Origin of the sequence: Vibrio sp. 03-59-1, from assembly GCF_013114135.1 — a bacterium.
Classification (GTDB): Bacteria; Pseudomonadota; Gammaproteobacteria; order Enterobacterales; family Vibrionaceae; genus Vibrio; species Vibrio cortegadensis.
Window position 1 is genome coordinate 159422 of sequence record NZ_VTYA01000004.1, and the last position, 16958, is coordinate 176379.

Annotated in this window: 17 protein-coding genes; 4 read left to right on the top strand and 13 right to left on the bottom strand. The window is 42.4% G+C overall.

The genetic code is table 11. The features are described from left to right. Window positions 1-57 precede the first annotated feature (57 nt). Window positions 58-1503 carry a pyruvate kinase gene (pyk, locus tag F0249_RS05530; protein ID WP_113795925.1) on the top strand — a complete coding sequence of 482 codons (1446 nt, stop codon included), beginning with the start codon at window positions 58-60 and terminating at the stop codon, window positions 1501-1503. A 53-nt stretch (window positions 1504-1556) separates the two neighbouring features. Here the strand turns inward: pyk and F0249_RS05535 are convergent, their stop codons facing one another. Beyond that, the gene (locus F0249_RS05535; protein WP_113795924.1) at window positions 1557-2735 is read right to left on the bottom strand and encodes a patatin family protein; all 1179 of its coding nucleotides are present in this window, start codon (window positions 2733-2735) and stop codon (window positions 1557-1559) included. Between the two features lie 31 nt (window positions 2736-2766). Continuing rightward, window positions 2767-2856, bottom strand: a complete 90-nt coding sequence (locus tag F0249_RS05540) for a YnhF family membrane protein (protein WP_017053912.1) — start codon at window positions 2854-2856, stop codon at window positions 2767-2769. 123 nt (window positions 2857-2979) lie between these two features. On the opposite strand from F0249_RS05540, the gene F0249_RS05545 reads away from it, so the two are divergent. The 3 genes from F0249_RS05545 (at window position 2980) to F0249_RS05555 (ending at window position 5633) form a co-directional block, all read left to right on the top strand. After that, window positions 2980-3576, top strand: coding sequence for an outer membrane protein (locus tag F0249_RS05545; protein ID WP_171756169.1), 597 nt, complete (start codon window positions 2980-2982; stop codon window positions 3574-3576). A gap of 501 nt (window positions 3577-4077) precedes the next feature. After that, entirely contained in the window at window positions 4078-5535 is a 1458-nt protein-coding gene (locus tag F0249_RS05550; RefSeq protein ID WP_113795922.1) for a sodium-dependent transporter, read from the top strand. 2 nt (window positions 5536-5537) lie between these two features. Then, the gene (locus F0249_RS05555) at window positions 5538-5633 is read left to right on the top strand and encodes a methionine/alanine import family NSS transporter small subunit (protein WP_017053915.1); all 96 of its coding nucleotides are present in this window, start codon (window positions 5538-5540) and stop codon (window positions 5631-5633) included. 702 nt (window positions 5634-6335) lie between these two features. On the opposite strand, the gene ptsG is transcribed toward F0249_RS05555, so the two are convergent. From ptsG to F0249_RS05610, 11 genes are all read right to left on the bottom strand, one after another. After that, on the bottom strand, window positions 6336-7769 hold the full coding sequence (gene ptsG, locus F0249_RS05560) for a PTS glucose transporter subunit IIBC (protein ID WP_113795921.1): 1434 nt from the start codon (window positions 7767-7769) through the stop codon (window positions 6336-6338). Between the two features lie 446 nt (window positions 7770-8215). Then, entirely contained in the window at window positions 8216-8983 is a 768-nt protein-coding gene (locus F0249_RS05565; RefSeq protein WP_017053918.1) for a TatD family hydrolase, read from the bottom strand. Then, a complete protein-coding gene (gene holB, locus F0249_RS05570; RefSeq protein ID WP_171756089.1) occupies window positions 8974-9939 on the bottom strand; it encodes a DNA polymerase III subunit delta' in 966 nt (321 codons plus the stop codon). The genes F0249_RS05565 and holB overlap by 10 nt, the downstream gene beginning before the upstream one ends. A gap of 8 nt (window positions 9940-9947) precedes the next feature. After that, window positions 9948-10580 carry a dTMP kinase gene (gene tmk, locus F0249_RS05575; RefSeq protein ID WP_171756090.1) on the bottom strand — a complete coding sequence of 211 codons (633 nt, stop codon included), beginning with the start codon at window positions 10578-10580 and terminating at the stop codon, window positions 9948-9950. Then, complete coding sequence (gene mltG, locus F0249_RS05580; protein ID WP_171756091.1) at window positions 10577-11593, bottom strand: endolytic transglycosylase MltG; 1017 nt, start codon at window positions 11591-11593, stop codon at window positions 10577-10579. The genes tmk and mltG overlap by 4 nt, the downstream gene beginning before the upstream one ends. Next, entirely contained in the window at window positions 11590-12408 is an 819-nt protein-coding gene (pabC, locus tag F0249_RS05585; protein ID WP_171756092.1) for an aminodeoxychorismate lyase, read from the bottom strand. The genes mltG and pabC overlap by 4 nt, the downstream gene beginning before the upstream one ends. An 87-nt stretch (window positions 12409-12495) precedes the next feature. Continuing rightward, window positions 12496-13737, bottom strand: a complete 1242-nt coding sequence (gene fabF, locus F0249_RS05590; RefSeq protein ID WP_171756093.1) for a beta-ketoacyl-ACP synthase II — start codon at window positions 13735-13737, stop codon at window positions 12496-12498. Window positions 13738-13835: 98 nt separating this feature from the next. Beyond that, window positions 13836-14069: an acyl carrier protein gene (gene acpP, locus F0249_RS05595; protein ID WP_017051317.1), complete on the bottom strand. Its 234-nt coding sequence runs from the start codon at window positions 14067-14069 to the stop codon at window positions 13836-13838. 166 nt (window positions 14070-14235) lie between these two features. Continuing rightward, on the bottom strand, window positions 14236-14970 hold the full coding sequence (gene fabG / locus F0249_RS05600; protein ID WP_170961592.1) for a 3-oxoacyl-ACP reductase FabG: 735 nt from the start codon (window positions 14968-14970) through the stop codon (window positions 14236-14238). 25 nt (window positions 14971-14995) lie between these two features. Next, window positions 14996-15919 (bottom strand): ACP S-malonyltransferase, encoded by a 924-nt coding sequence (gene fabD, locus F0249_RS05605; protein WP_171756094.1) that lies wholly within the window; start codon window positions 15917-15919, stop codon window positions 14996-14998. A gap of 84 nt (window positions 15920-16003) precedes the next feature. Further along, entirely contained in the window at window positions 16004-16954 is a 951-nt protein-coding gene (locus F0249_RS05610) for a beta-ketoacyl-ACP synthase III (RefSeq protein WP_171756095.1), read from the bottom strand. Between the last annotated feature and the right edge of the window lie 4 nt (window positions 16955-16958).

The following is a 16958-nucleotide window of genomic DNA, read 5'->3' on the forward strand; positions in this document are numbered from 1 at the left end:
ATTGCTTATACTTAACGATGTTGCTCAAACTCGTCGCGTTACCATTAGGAGAAAATAATGACTTCTAAACCAAGAAGAACAAAAATAGTCACCACTCTTGGCCCTTCTACCGATAAAGACAATAACCTCGAAGAAATCATCAAAGCAGGTGCCAACATGGTGAGAATGAACTTCTCTCACGGCACAGCTCAAGATCACATTGACCGAGCAAATAAAGTTCGTGCCATTGCTGCAAAACTCGGAACTCACATTGCTATTCTCGGCGATTTACAAGGTCCAAAAATTCGTGTTTCTACGTTTAAAGATGGAAAAATCGCCCTAGAGATCGGGGACAAATTCACACTAGATAGCGATTTAGGACTAGGCGAAGGCAACCAAAATGCCGTTGGCCTAGACTACAAAGAACTGCCCAATGATGTCGACACTGGCGATATACTGCTGCTGGATGATGGCCGAGTTCAACTAAAAGTAACAGCCGTTGAAGGCAATAAAGTGCATACCGTGGTTACGATTGGTGGACCTCTATCAAACAACAAAGGGATTAATAAAAAAGGAGGAGGCCTGTCAGCAGAAGCGTTAACGGAAAAAGATAAGCGAGATATCATTACCGCAGCTGAAATCAAAGTCGATTACCTCGCTATCTCATTTCCTCGTAATGGCGAAGATATGAATTATGCTCGTCGATTGGCACGGGATGCCGGTTTAGAAGCTCACCTAGTCGCAAAAGTAGAACGTGCCGAAACCGTCGCAAGCCAAGAGAGCATTGATGACATCATTATGGCTTCAGATGTTGTTATGGTCGCAAGGGGGGATTTAGGGGTTGAAATTGGCGATCCGGAACTCGTAGGGGTACAAAAACAACTCATACAGCGAGCAAGAAGCTTAAATCGCACGGTAATTACGGCCACCCAAATGATGGAATCGATGATCAGCGCTCCTATGCCGACTCGTGCAGAAGTTATGGATGTGGCTAATGCGGTTTTAGATGGTACAGATGCCGTTATGCTTTCTGGTGAAACCGCGGCAGGGCTATATCCGGTAGAAACCGTTAAATCTATGGCTGAAGTGTGTGTCGGTGCAGAAAAAATGGCCGTGGTTAAACGCTCAAATTACCGTATTGATAAAACCTTTGTGACCGCTGAAGAGACCATTTCAATGGCAACCATCTATGCCGCCAACCATATGGAAGGCATTAAAGCGATGGTCACGATGACTGAATCAGGGCGTACCGCGCTTATGATGTCACGACTCAGTTCCGGATTACCTCTTTTTGCACTTTCACGAAATGAGGGCACCTTAAACCGTTGTGCTTTATATCGTGGTGTAACTCCGCTCTACTTTGATACCAATGTTGAGGCTGGATTTGATGTTGCGATGGCGGCATTACAATCACTAAAAGAGCAAAAGTTACTGAAATTTGGTGACTTAGTGATTATTACTCAAGGTGACATTATGGATGTCGCAGGTTCAACGAATTGCATGAGAATTTTACCTGTAATGTAAACTGAACTTCCATCCATTTTAAAGAGCCCAGAATAGACACTCAAAATCTGGGCTCATTTCTGAATAGATTCATTGAGATAAGTACCTTGCTGAATTGCAGTGTATTGTTCTACAAATCGATAACCCGCATCGACGCCCATTTGGTAGTCAAACAACAAATCTTCTGGCTTACTCATTAAAGAACTTGAGCGAAGTGATTCCGCTGGAGCAATTTGAATAACAAAAGCATCATCAGGAGGCGCATTTAAAAAATCTTGTGTTAAAGAATAAGTTTGATAATGAACCATTAGCATATCAGCCAAACCAGAATCAAATTTATCGCCGACCAAGTGACTTAAGCGATATATATCATCAGCGCCAAATAGCCACCGACCACCATTCAATAAATCCAAATGGCGATGATCTCTCTTTTGTGCTTTAGAGCGCGATATCTGCTGTTGGAAAAAACTCCCCCAATCAGACCGCCATTGATCCATTCTTGACTGCCACTGCTCTTGGATAGTGTCAAAAGAGTCACGAAACCACTCTATTTCAGTCGAAGAGACACTCTTACTCTGCTCTTCATCATCGATAGCCTTATGGGCGGCATCGACAGCCTCAGTCCGTATAACCACCAGATTACGAGCCTCTTTTCTCCACGCCTCTTGAACAGGAATTGAAGCTGATACCCCACCGTCGATATAGTGTTTGCTATCAATAATGATCTCTTTGGTGTAAAGCCTAGGGATTGCGCATGTGGCGATCATCACTTGATACCAATTGTCCGTCAGTAGAGGTAAGTAAGCATCTGACAAATTTTTTTCGTCGGTCACAGCAGCGTAAGCTTTTCTCTGAGCGAGCACTCTTCGCCCCATATCGACATCCAATTTATACGGATACTCAGAGATGCGATCAAGCGCCCATTCCATATCCATTGGCTGCTTGCTTCGTATATAACTAAAGAGATTAAAGAAATTGGGGTCGGTGGTTAAATCCATAATGAAGGATTTTCCGAGGCCGTGTTGACGACACAGATAAGCACAAAGATTGAGAGCACCAGCCGATGTGCCATAAAATTCGTCAAATTCATCGAAATTAGAGAGAAGAAGCGCATCAATAACGCCAGAGGTGAAAATGCCTCGTTGCCCACCACCTTGGGCAACGAGCGTTGTTTTACCCGATATGTATTTCGAGAGTTGAACAGCGTCAATTCGCGAATCTACATTAGTTATGATTCCACTATTTTTTTTCATTCGTACCTTTCTATTTCACCCATCAACGGCCTCAACTCAATATTGCAACCATTCCAAAGGCGATTAAAATTGAATAGATAGCAGCCGTAATAAATAGAGCACTTTTTAGATCTTGTTCCATAACCTTCTCCTTATGTTATAAGAAAGTAATAACAGCTGTGTGAAGTATGTTCAAGAAATCAACAAATTATGCGTAAACTTATGCCATTGCTATCACAATAAAGCCTCATCGAATAAGGATTGTATTATGACGAGATTTCACATCACCTCTTTGCTTTATTTACTCATGGTCGCACCTTTTACTTCATCTGCCGCAGAGTTTTTCATTACTCCTATGGTTGGCTATACCCTTGGTGGTGGTGTTGAAGATGAGTCAGACAATAATTATGATCTTTCGGGGGCGGTAAACTACAGTATTGCCCTAGAGACACCGCTGGATCAGGGGCGAATTGGGCTCTTTTACTCAAATCAATCATCCGAACTTGATGACATAAAGTTGACATCTTCTGTCCAGTACCTCCACTTTCAAAGCAGTATTTATTACCCTGCAACCAACAATATTTCAGGCTATCTCGGCCTCGGCATTGGCGGATCTTATGTTGATGTCGATTGGGTCAAAGATAAATATGGTTTTTCCGCAAGCCTATTTGGAGGCGTCGAATATCAACTCAGCAGCAATGTAGCTCTGACCAGTCAAGTCCGCTGGCTAGGGACGGTTGTGGATAATGAAACTTCAGGACAATGCACTCTTCCGACCACTGGGAACTCTTGCACTATTCGCTTTAAAACCGATTGGATGAATCAATTCCAGACTAATGTGGGGCTCAGAATCTCTTTTTAGCTTAAAAATGATCAGTTCAAGAATTTGGTATTTATAGGGTAGTAATCGGTGGTATTAACTGAGAGGTGTACAAATTTCAGTCATACGCTCTATTTAATTTTTAAGTCTTTTATCCTACTCTCTCAATAAATACCAGAACAATCACACTGAACCAAGGCATTCACCACTGCTCATTCACTAAAAAACAAGTGAATTAACAATATATCAACCAACAGACCCTCATTAAATAACATCTACATTCTATTGCCTTAACCAAATTTAATCGGTAGTCTCAATGACATGCGTAGCTGATAGTTTCAGTTTTCGCAAACACACATCGTATAATTAAGAACAATATTCTGAGTTCTCTCTAAGTAAACAACATATATAACTACATTTTTGCTAAATCATGGAAGATAGAGCAATCATTCAATAGATTTCCTCTATTGGACTTTCTTCCACTATCTAGCACCAAGCTAAGAGAGAAGCTTCATACCTCAGGGAGTTGAAAAGGAGTAATTTATGAAGCGAGAACAGTGGGGATCCCGTGCAGGATTTATCCTAGCAGCAGTCGGATCTGCGATCGGTCTTGGAAACATTTGGCGTTTTCCTTACATGGCCTATGAGAATGGTGGTGGTGCCTTTTTTATCCCTTACCTTTTTGCCATGCTCACCGCAGGTATCCCTTTCATGATCCTAGAGTTTAGTATGGGTCAGAAGTACCGTGGTTCAGCACCAACCACCTTAGCAAAAATCAATTCAAAGTTTGAATGGCTTGGTTGGTTCCAAGTTGGCGTAGCTGCCGTTATTGCGGTTTATTATGTGGCTGTTATTGGTTGGGCTATCTCTTACTTTGGTATGTCGTTTACTCAAAGTTGGGGAGCAGACACGAACGCTTTCTTCTTCAGTGAATACCTTGCTCTTGGTGATAACACTCCAACAAGCTTAGGTAGCATTCAATGGGGTATCGCGGCTTCGATGCTTATAGCCTGGGCAATCACTTACGCTGCCATTGTTGGTGGTGTAAAAGCTGGTATTGAACGCGCTGCAAAAATTATGATGCCAATTTTGTTCATCATGGTTGTTTTGTTAATTGCACGCATGATTTTCTTACCTGGTGCTCTAAACGGTGTTAACTACCTGTTTGAACCCGATTTCAGCAAAATTTGGGATGTTAAAGTTTGGGCTGCTGCTTATGGTCAAATCTTCTTCACCCTAAGTATTGGCTTTGCCATTATGCTTGCTTACTCTAGCTACCTGCCAGAGAAATCAGACATCACAAACAACGCGTTCATGACGGTGTTGATTAACTGTGGCTTCTCTATCCTTGCTGGTATCATGATTTTCTCTGTACTAGGCTATATGGCTCAAGAACAGGGCAAACCGCTAACAGAAGTGGTAAGCGCGGGCGTAGGGCTTGCATTTGTAACGCTTCCGGCTGCAATTAACTTGTTGCCTGCTCCTTACATTCTGGGGCCGCTATTCTTCTTTGCTTTGGTTGTGGCTGGTCTTAGTTCACATATCTCAATCATGGAAGCAGTAACCTCTGCGGTAATCGATAAGCTGAACTGGAGCCGTAAGAAAGCGGCCAATATTGTCATTGGTTCTGGATTTGTTATTTCAATGGCATTTGCAACCAACGGTGGCCTACTGCTTCTTGATTTAGTAGACCATTTTGCAAACAACGTTGGCATCGTAGTGAGTTGCCTAGTTGAAATCGTACTCATGACTTGGTTATTGAAAATTGCAGATGTACGCGAATACGTAAATAAAATCTCTGACTTCACGATCGGTACTTGGTTTGATGTGTGTCTACGCTTCATCACTCCTGTTATTTTAGCCATTATCGTTGCTACTAAACTGCAAGCATTACTGACAGATGGCTACGCAGGCTACGACTTAACACTTGGTTGGGTAATGATTGGTCTATTGCTCGCTGTCGGCGTGGTAATTAACGTAACTAGCCGCAAGGAGGCTTAATTATGACTACTAGTGCAATTATTATGATGGTTCTTGGTCTTGGCATTACTTGGGGTGGCGCTGCTATCTGCATCAAGAAAGCGATGGACAAGAAGTAACTTAACATTCATCTCTGAATGACAAAATGCCGATAGTTTTCTATCGGCATTTTTACATCTGAACATTAATCGTGATAAGTCTTTCAATAGAGCAAGTCCAACACGACTAGACCTACCTCTCTATACTCAGCCTACCCCACAGAACTCACAATTATGACCAATAATGATTGGATGACATCTTAAGACCCCAACTCCACCATAAATTACACTCCAACCGATACCAATACCATGACGTGCCTTTAACAATAACATCATCATCAGTCCTTCTAATGCATCGAATGCAACGACTAGTACCGTGCACGAATAACTAAGGTCCATTGACCTTTCGAGCTGGTTTATGCAGTTTGTTGGGGCTCTATATAAGGCTGAGGCTTTGAAATGTCGTTACCTTACCTGATAAGCCACAAACACTTCCCGAAAGGTTCGGTGAAAGGTCAACAGACCCTAATATATGGACTCATGGCTGAAGAGAAGCGCATCGAACCAGTAAAGTAAACAAGTGGCATTACGAAGTTCATTAATATCGCGGGAAGAAAGTCACGCGAATACACAGCGGTGGTGTAGCCAAAGTCGGTAACGATGCACAAAGAAGTGAAAACTCTTTGATTAAGAGTAAAGTTTAAAAACGAGCGTAAAGTCCTACACTTGCAAGATCAAAAAAAGGAGACCGTAGTCTCCTTTTTAGTTAATTCAGATTAATGATTACGCGTTGTTACGAATCCACTCATCCATTTCTGTTTTCAGGTTGTCAGATTTAGTACCGAAGATAGCTTGAACACCACCAGATACAACAACAACACCAGCAGCACCAAGCTGTTTCAGTTTGTCTTGGTTAACTGCATCTGTTTCAGCAACAGAAACACGTAGACGAGTGATACAAGCATCTAGGTTAGTGATGTTTGCTTTACCGCCAAATGCTGCAACTAATTCACCCGCTAGTTCAGAACCAGTAGCTGCAGAAGCAGTGTCTTCGCTTTCGTCTTCACGGCCAGGAGTTTTAAGGTCCATAGCTTTGATTACTGCACGGAATACTACGTAGTAGATTACAGCGTATACAAGACCAAGACCAACTAGAAGTAACATGTTCTCAGCACGAGGAGATTGAACAATAAAGTCAATGAAACCGTTAGAGAATGTGTGACCGTGTACAACACCTAAAGAGTTAGTTAGTACGTAAGCTAGACCAGAAAGTACCGCGTGAATTCCGTATAGTACTGGAGCAATGAATAGGAAAGAGAATTCAATTGGTTCAGTAATACCTGTTAGGAAAGAAGTTAGAGCGGCAGAAGCCATGATGCCCATTACTTTTGCACGGTTTTCAGGTTTAGCTGAATGCGCGATAGCGATAGCAGCAGCAGGAAGACCGAACATTTTGAATAGGTAACCACCCGCTAGTTGACCGAAACCGTTACCAGCAGCGCGAGATGCGTCATCTGCAGTAAGGAAACAAGTCATGATACCGTTTACAGTTTCGCCAGCGTTATTTGTACATTGACCCGCTTCGTAGAAGAAAGGTACGTTCCAAATGTGGTGAAGACCGAATGGGATCAGAGAACGCTCAACAATACCGTAGATACCAAATGCAGTAACTGGGTTTTGGTTAGCTGCCCAATCAGAGAATGCTGCGATTGCAGAACCCACTGGTGGCCAAATAACAGAAAGGATTAGACCAAGAGCAATAGAGATGAAACCAGTTACGATTGGCACTGCACGCTTACCAGCGAAGAAGCCAAGATATTCTGGAAGCTGAATCTTGAAGAAGCGGTTAAATGCCCAACCTGCTACACCACCAGCTAAGATACCACCTAGAACACCAGTATCGATTTTATCTACACCAAATACAGTAGCCATTACTGCTAGTGTCGCTGTCATGATACCGTAACCAACGATAGCAGAAAGGCCTGCAACACCGTCGTTATTTGTAAAACCTAGTGCAACACCTACTGCGAATAGTAGTGGCATTTGGCCGAATACTGAACCACCAGCTTGTTCCATTAAGTGAGAAACCACTTCTGGAAGGAAACTAAAGTTTGCAGCACCAACACCAAGTAAAATACCTGCAACCGGAAGAACTGATACTGGTAGCATCAGAGCCTTACCGACTTTTTGCAGGTTGGCAAAAAGATTCTTAAACATTTTTATGCTCCTGATAAAATTTATAAGTTTTTTATGGGTCCTAACGGCACACCCCCGCAGCCTAAATGTTAGCACCCAATGAAAATGTAACCATGTGTTCCGTTATATTTTTCGCCTCTAAATATATATTGTTGCCCCCCTAAATATCTAGCTACTTACGAAATTTAGTTTCAAAACCCATTATAGATCACAGTGCAAAACCCACTCTGCAATGCTTTACAGGTAACTTAAATCATTGTTATTAATCAACTTTACAATCAACAAGGTTTATTTTACTGCGTAAATAAAATATTGGCAGTTGTTATTTTATGTAACAAATTTACATTTTGACTTATTTGACATCTCGGCTTCAACAAAATCCGTAAACATTAGCAAACACAGCATAGAATAAGATAAAAACAATAAAAAAGGAGCTTTCGCTCCTTTTTACAGTCCAATTTGATTTTTCATCGCAAAAAAAGATCGTGGTAGTTTTTGGTGGTTTTTTCAGCAACTGAGGATAACGACGCCCCTTTTAACTGTGCAATATAGGATGCAACTTCCACAACATACGCTGGTTGATTCTCTTTTCCACGATGCGGAACTGGAGCTAAGTAGGGAGAATCCGTTTCAATAAGCAGCCTTTCTAACGGCAATGCCGCCACCACTTCTTTCAACTCTTTGGCTTGTCTGAACGTCACTATTCCCGAAATTGATATATAGAAGCCAAGCTCCATAGCAGATTCAGCAAACTTTAAATCTTCAGTAAAGCAGTGGATCACACCACCACATTTATCTGCGCCGCCATTTTTCAAAATCGATAAAGTATCTTCACGCGCATTGCGAGTATGAATAATAAGTGGCTTGTTCACCTCAACTGCTAATTCAACCTGCTGCTCAAATCGCAATTTCTGCAACTCCGCAGTCTCTGGTTGATAATGATAATCTAGACCCGTTTCACCAATCGCAACCACTTTGGGATGTTTGGCGTATTCATATAACTTGTCGAGTGAGAAGTCACTTTCGACATCGAGTGGATGAACACCACAAGAGGCATGAACTTGCTCATATGGGGCAATCATCTCAAGCATTTTAGGAAAAGAGTCTAAAGTTACCCCTACCGATAGCAGTGACTCCACTTTAGCTTGCTTAGCTTTGTTAATTACGTCTTCAATTCCATTGTGTAAATCAGTGTAATCAAGCTTATCTAGGTGGCAGTGTGAATCTACGAACATGATGCCTCTTGCAATTTCAGTAACCAATTAATAACCATCAACTCTGTGTTTAAACCCGTATGGTTTGAAAGCTGATCCATCAAATCTTTTAATAAGTGTGACAACTGGTAGCTTGCTTCATAAGTTAATAATTTGGCTAATGCATCGCTCCCAGGAAGCAAATCACGACTATTTATACCAAAGTGAGCTTTTTGAGTATCACTGAGTAAATACCAGATCCAGCTCAACTTCGTCAACGTGTCACTTTCTAGTGCTGACCACAACTCATAAACATCCGTAGATTTTCCGTCAATAAAGGTAATAAACGCGGACTCAACACCACGATAGCTTTCAACGCCATTCTCATTGACAAATTCTAGAGTTTTAAGAGGAGCATGATGATTCAAACTTGCTACATAGTTTGGAATTTCATTGCTGGTTTGTTGGCCAACCCAATCCGTCAGCTCTGCAGATGAAGGTAAAACAATTTGCATTTGCTGGCAGCGACTAATGATGGTGGGTAAAAGCTTATGAGAGTTCTCTGTCACCAACAAAAAAACGCAATTATCTGCGGGCTCTTCTAGTGTTTTAAGTAGAGCATTAGACGCCGATTCGTTCATAGCTTCAGCTGGCGTCACGATGATCAATCGAGTTCCATTTAGCTGTGATGACTGCTGAGCAATATGATTACATTGTCGGATCTGATCAACCGTGATTGATTTACCTTCCTTCTCTGGTTTTATCCAGTGTAGATCCGGATGGCTACCCGACTTTATCAGTTCGCAGCTATGACAAAATCCGCACGCCTCACTAGTGTAATTAGAACACATCAGCGCTGCGCTAAAGTGCTCCAATAACTGTAAGATCCCCACGCCATTACACGCTGAAATCAGCATTGAACCAGATAAGCGCTGGTTGTCTAACTTATCTTTTAACTGTTCCCATGTTGGTTGCAACCATGGATAGAGTGTACTCATAAGTGAACCTACTGAGCCTTAAGCCATGTAATTAAAGTCACTTTAATATCTTTAGCAACATTAGCAATCTCTTGCTCAGCATTAATGACAAACACAGAATCATCAGATGCCGCTATTTCTAAATAACGCTCTCTTGTACGGTCAAAAAAACTAATATCCATTTTCTCTATACGATCGAGCTCTCCGCGGCCTCTTGCTCGTTCAAGACCAACGCGAGGATCAAGGTCAAGATATAGAGTCAAATCAGGTTTAAATCCTTTTAGGGTTGTCTCTCTAAGGTTTTCCATCGTCGATCTTGCGATTTGACGACCACCACCTTGATAAGCTTGAGATGACATATCGTGGCGATCACCTACCACCCAATTTCCGGCATTTAGAGCAGGCTTGATGACATTTTCCACTAGTTGAACTCGAGCAGCGTACATAAGCAATAATTCAGTCATGTCTTGAAGCACTTCGCCGTCATGTTCCTCTTTCACTAATGAGCGCATTTTTTCGGCTAAAACCGTACCGCCAGGCTCTCGCGTATTAACAATTTGATCGACTCCAAACTGATTGAGCGTATCTAAAATTGCATTAATTGCGGTGCTTTTCCCCGCCCCTTCTAGCCCTTCGACTACAATAAATTTTGTTTGATTCATTTATTCTTTCTTAATTGTTTTAGGTACGCTCTAACCGCACGATTATGTTCAGCTAGTGTTTTAGAGAATACATGGCCGCCAGTTCCGCTAGCAACAAAGTAGAGATATTTTCCTTTTTCAGGGTTCAATGCTGCCTTAATTGATGCCTCACCAGCCATCGCGATTGGTGTTGGTGGCAAACCGTTAATCACATAAGTGTTATAAGCCGTGCGAGCTCGTAAATCCTTCTTACGAATATTGCCTTTGTAGTTGTCACCCATCCCATAAATAACCGTAGGATCCGTCTGCAAACGCATGCGTTTATTCAATCGATTGATAAACACAGAAGCGACTCTTTCACGCTCAGAGGCAACCGCTGTCTCTTTTTCAATGATTGAAGCGAGGATTAAAGCCTCATAATCACTTTTCAAAGGTAGCTTATCCTGACGTGATGACCAGTGCAGGTCCAATACTTGCTTTAAGTTTGCATGTGCTCGCTTCAATATATCGAAATCCGACGTTCCTAAAGTGTAATAATAGGTTTCAGCTAAAAATAGGCCTTCTAACTTATCTCTATCTATCCCTAACTTTTGGGCAATTTCGGTTTCAGATAAACCCGCTAGACTGTGATCCAAATACTTCGCTTGTTTAAATTGCTCTAGCCATTCACTGAATCGGCTACCTTCCACAAAAGTAATCGAAAATTGGTGCTCTTTTCCTTCAACGAGAAACGCTAACACTTCTCGCAGTGATTGTTCAGGCTCAATCAAAAAAGTACCCGCTTTAATGTGAGTCAGCTCAGGATGTAATCGGCGTACTAATTTTGATGTTGGGTTACTTACAATCCAGCTATCCGTAACAAATTGATTCAGGACACGATTAAAGCTCATGCCTGGTTTTATGGTTACAATTTCCTCATCTTGGATCTGAACAGGTTGATCGAGAAATTGTTGAATTTGCGATGTGGTATAAAAAAAAGCGCCTGCCGCCAATACCGCTAGAACTGTAAGCAAGAGTAGTAACTTCTTAATCACGAGTTGATCGTCTCCTGAAATATTGTTGTCATTGTTCCTATCGAATAAGCCCTGTGCTGATCCGAAGAAAAATTTATTTGAGTAACAGGGACGACACCTAAAATAGAGTTGGTAATAAAAATTTCATCGGCGTCGTATAGCCTAGTAAGCTCAAAGTGTCCTATTTTTGTCTCAATCTCATTTCGTTTTGCGAATTCAAGTATTTGTCCACGAATCACACCCGCGACACCACAGTTAACAAGACTCGGGGAATATAACACATTGTCTTTCGCCCAAAATAGATTCGCCATTGTTGTCTCGATAACATAGCCATTGATGTCCATCGCAACGCCATCCACAAATCCACGTTGCTCGGCTTCAGACTTCATTAAGATCTGCTCAAGTCGATTATTATGCTTGTGGCCGGCTAAATACGGATTTAAGCCTAAGCGGTGTTCACAAATGGTTAGGGCTATTCCGCTCTGTGAAAATAGATCATATGACTCAGGAAAGCTGAAATTACTGATCGTTACCGTAATTGGTGAAATATTGTTAGGGCTATACCCTCTCCCACCTTGACCACGACTGATGTGCAACTTAAGCCCCGCTTTGGACACTTTTTGGCTTGCCCGCTCTAACCAGGTAAAGATGAGATCCCAATCGGGCCTAGGAATCTGCAAAGCATCAAGGCTCCGGTTCATCCGCTGGATATGCTTCGGCCAATATTGAATCTCACCGTTTAGTGTGAGCATCGTGGTAAAGCAACCATCTCCGTATTGAAAAGATCGATCACTTAAAGAGATTGTGTCACTTGGTTGTCCATTCACCCAGTACATTTTTGCTATCCCACAAACAAAGAAACGGCTCAATGCTAAGCATCAAGCCGTTCGAAAACAAGTCTAAATGTGACCTATTGGGTTAACTTAAATCTTTTTGAAGATTAAGCAACCATTTGTACCACCAAATCCAAACGAATTACACGCAGCATAAGTAAGATCTGCTTTACGCGCCGTATGTGGAACAAGATCAATACCTAAATCATCTTCAGGATTATCTAGATTGATTGTTGGCGGAACAATTTGATCAACAAGAGTTAACGCTGTAATAATCGCTTCTACAGAGCCTGCTGCACCTAATAGGTGACCAGTCATCGATTTAGTAGAAGAGACTAGTACTTGCTTAGTTCCTGCTTCACCCAGTGCTCGTTTGATGCCTTTAACTTCTGCAACATCACCCGCTGGTGTTGATGTACCATGAGCATTGACGTAGCCAATCTGCTCACCCGTAACATCGGCATCACGCATGGCAGCTTCCATCGCAAGTGCACCACCAGAGCCGTCTTCACTTGGAGACGTCATGTGATAAGCATCACCAGACATACCAAAGCCAACGATTTCACAGTAGATTTTAGCACCACGAGCTTTTGCGTGTTCGTACTCTTCAACAACCATCACGCCAGCACCATCACCGAGAACAAAACCATCACGATCTTTATCCCATGGGCGAGACGCTTTTTGCGGTTCGTCATTACGAGTAGAGAGCGCTTTTGCTGCTGCAAAGCCGCCCATACCAAGAGGCGTTGATGCTTTTTCAGCACCACCAGCTAGCATGGCATCCGCATCACCATAAGCGATCATACGTGCTGCATGGCCGATATTGTGTAAGCCTGTTGTACAAGCTGTTGAGATTGCAATGTTCGGACCACGTAAACCTTTCATGATAGACAGGTGACCTGCAATCATATTTACGATGGTTGAAGGCACGAAGAAAGGACTGATTTTACGAGGACCTTTTTCCGAAAGCACTTTATGGCCTGCTTCAATTAAACCTAAACCACCAATACCTGAACCGATAGCTACACCAACTCTTGGTGCATTCTCTTCAGTAATGGTTAGGCCTGAATCACTAAAGGCTTGGATTCCTGCTGCGATGCCGTATTGGATAAACAAATCCATTTTACGTGCATCTTTTTTAGACATGTACTCTTCGCAGTTAAAGTCTTTGACTAGACCTGCAAAACGAGTTGAGAAATTGGTGGCATCAAAATGATCGATATTATCGATTCCACTTTGACCAGCTAGCAGGGCTTTCCAAGATGATTCTACAGTGTTGCCTACCGGTGACAACATACCCATGCCAGTGACAACTACACGACGCTTGGACACGATTTTACTCTCCGGGAATTGATGAAAGGGTTCTATATGAGGGATAGAAGGCTTTAGAAAAAACACAGGCGGTCTAGATGACCGCCTGGGAGAGAATCTTACTGAGCGCTGGTCACGTAGTCGATAGCAGCTTGAACAGTAGTGATTTTCTCAGCTTCTTCGTCTGGAATCTCAGTGTCAAATTCTTCTTCTAGAGCCATTACTAGCTCAACTGTGTCTAGAGAATCAGCACCTAGATCGTCAACAAATGAAGCTTCGTTTTTAACTTCTGCTTCGTCAACACCTAGCTGTTCGATGATAATTTTTTTTACGCGTTCTTCGAGGTTGCTCATTTTTCTTTTCCTTTACAGAGTTCGCTTTATGCGATGTTTTCCGTAGTTTATTCAAAACTTTAAAAGTTGCAAGGAAGACCTTGCTGGTCAAACCACAATTTACGCGATTTTAACCGAAAATACATACATTTTTGACCTAAATCATGCATAAATTTTATGCAACGACTTAAACCATGTACATTCCACCATTAACGTGAAGTGTTTCTCCAGTGATGTATGCTGCCGCTGGAGATGCTAAGAATACTACAGCTTCCGCAATTTCACGAGGATCACCTAAACGACCTGCTGGTACATTTGCTAGTGTAGCAGCACGTTGCTCATCATTCAGCGCTTTTGTCATATCTGTTTCAATAAAACCGGGTGCAACGGTATTTACTGTTACACCGCGTGAAGCAACTTCACGAGCCATAGACTTAGTAAAACCAATTACACCAGCTTTTGCAGCGGCATAGTTTGTTTGACCAGCGTTACCCATGGTACCAACAACAGAACCGACGTTAACGATACGACCTTGACGCTTTTTCATCATGCCACGCAAAACCGCTTTAGACATGCGGAAAATAGGCGTTAGGTTTGTATCGATGATGTCATTCCATTCATCGTCTTTCATACGCATTAGCAAGTTATCACGAGTGATACCTGCATTGTTAACAAGAATGTCAATCGCACCGAATTCATCGTTGATGGTTTTCAGTGTAGCAGCAATTGAGTCAACGTCAGTGACATTAAGAGCAAGACCTTTACCATTCTCACCAAGGTACTCACTGATTGCATCTGCGCCGCCTTCAGACGTAGCAGTACCGATAACTTTAGCACCACGCTCAACTAAAAGTTCAGCGATTGCACGACCGATACCACGGCTTGCGCCTGTAACCAGTGCAACTTTGCCTTCTAAATTCATCATAACTTCTCTATTAAGTGGTTATTTACTTAGCAGCTTCTAGTGATGCAGTATCATTAACTGCTGCAGCTGTCATAGTTTTTACGATTCGTTTTGTTAGACCAGTAAGAACTTTACCAGGGCCTAACTCAAGAAGTTTTTCAACACCTTGTTCATTCATCGCTTGTACGCCTTCAGTCCAACGAACTGGGCTGTAAAGTTGACGAACTAATGCTTCTTTAATTTTTGCAGGATCTGTTTCAGCCGCTACATCAACATTGTTGATAACTGGCAGCGCTGGCGCGTTGAACTCTAGTACTTCAAGCGCAATAGCTAGTTTGTCTGCTGCTGGTTTCATTAGAGCACAGTGAGAAGGAACAGAAACAGGTAAAGGAAGTGCACGCTTTGCGCCTGCTTCTTTACATAGTACACCTGCACGCTCTACTGCGGCTTTGTTACCTGCGATAACAACTTGGCCTGGAGAGTTAAAGTTAACAGGAGACACAACTTCATCTTGCGCTGCTTCTTCACACGCTTTAGCAATCGCCTCATCACCTAGACCGATGATAGCGTACATTGCACCAACGCCAGCGGGTACAGCTTCTTGCATAAGCTGGCCGCGCAGTTCAACTAACTTGATCGCTTGTTTAAAATCGATAACGCCAGCACACACTAATGCAGAGTATTCACCTAGGCTATGGCCCGCAAGGTTTACAGGTTGCTCTAAACCCAGTTCTTGCCATACACGCCAAATCGACACAGAAGCGGCAAGTAATGCAGGTTGAGTTCTGAATGTCTCGTTAAGATTTTCAACAGGGCCATCTTGAATAAGAGCCCACAAATCATAACCAAGCACATCTGACGCTTCTGAAAAAGTCTGCTTAACAACATCATACTTTTCGCCAAGATCAGCCAACATGCCAAGAGCTTGTGAACCTTGACCTGGAAATACGATAGCAAATTTGCTCATTTCATTTACCTTCAGAAATTCAATATATAAATGCAATAAAGGTGAAAGTGACTTACTTTTACCTATTAATTTTTTTAATGCTAACTAGAATTTAACTAGAGCTGAGCCCCAAGTAAAACCGCCACCAAATGCTTCTAATAGCAACGTCTGTCCACGCTTAATACGACCATCTCTGACCGCTTCATCTAACGCAGTCGGTACCGTAGCAGCGGAAGTATTACCGTGACGATCAAGGGTCATCACTACTTGGTCTAAAGACATCGTCAGTTTCTTCGCGGTTGCGGAAATAATACGATAGTTCGCTTGATGTGGTACAAGCCAATCCAATTCAGATTTATCCATATTATTAGCCGCTAGCGTATCTTTAACTAAACGCGAAAGTTGAGTTACTGCCACTTTAAATACTTCGTTACCCGCCATATGAAGCCATTTATCGACATCACCACCACGCTCAGGTACTTCAAGGCTCAGTAATTCACCAAAGCGACCATCAGAGTAGATATGGGTAGAAAGAATTCCAGGCTCTTCACTCGCACCAACGACGACAGCGCCTGCCGCATCACCAAATAAAATGATGGTAGAACGGTCTGTTGGATCACACGTTTTTGAAAGCGCGTCAGCACCGACAACCAAGACATTTTTACACATGCCCGATTTAATATGTTGATCTGCCACTGATAATGCATAAACGAAACCAGAACATGCCGCAGCCAGATCAAATGCCGGACAACCGACAATGCCTAGCTTACCTTGAACTTGACAAGCTGAAGATGGGAACGTGTGGCTGCTACTGGTTGTTGCAACAATAATCAGATCAATAGCGTCTTTATCAATGCCCGCCATTTCTATTGCTTTCTCAGACGCATAAAAAGCCATATCCGCAACAGCTTCATCATCAGCTGAAATGCGGCGCTCTTTAATACCAGTACGAGTTACAATCCACTCATCTGTTGTGTCTACCATTTTTTCTAAATCTGCGTTAGTACGCACTTTAGATGGCAGATAGCTGCCAGTACCTAAAATTTTGCTATACATGAAA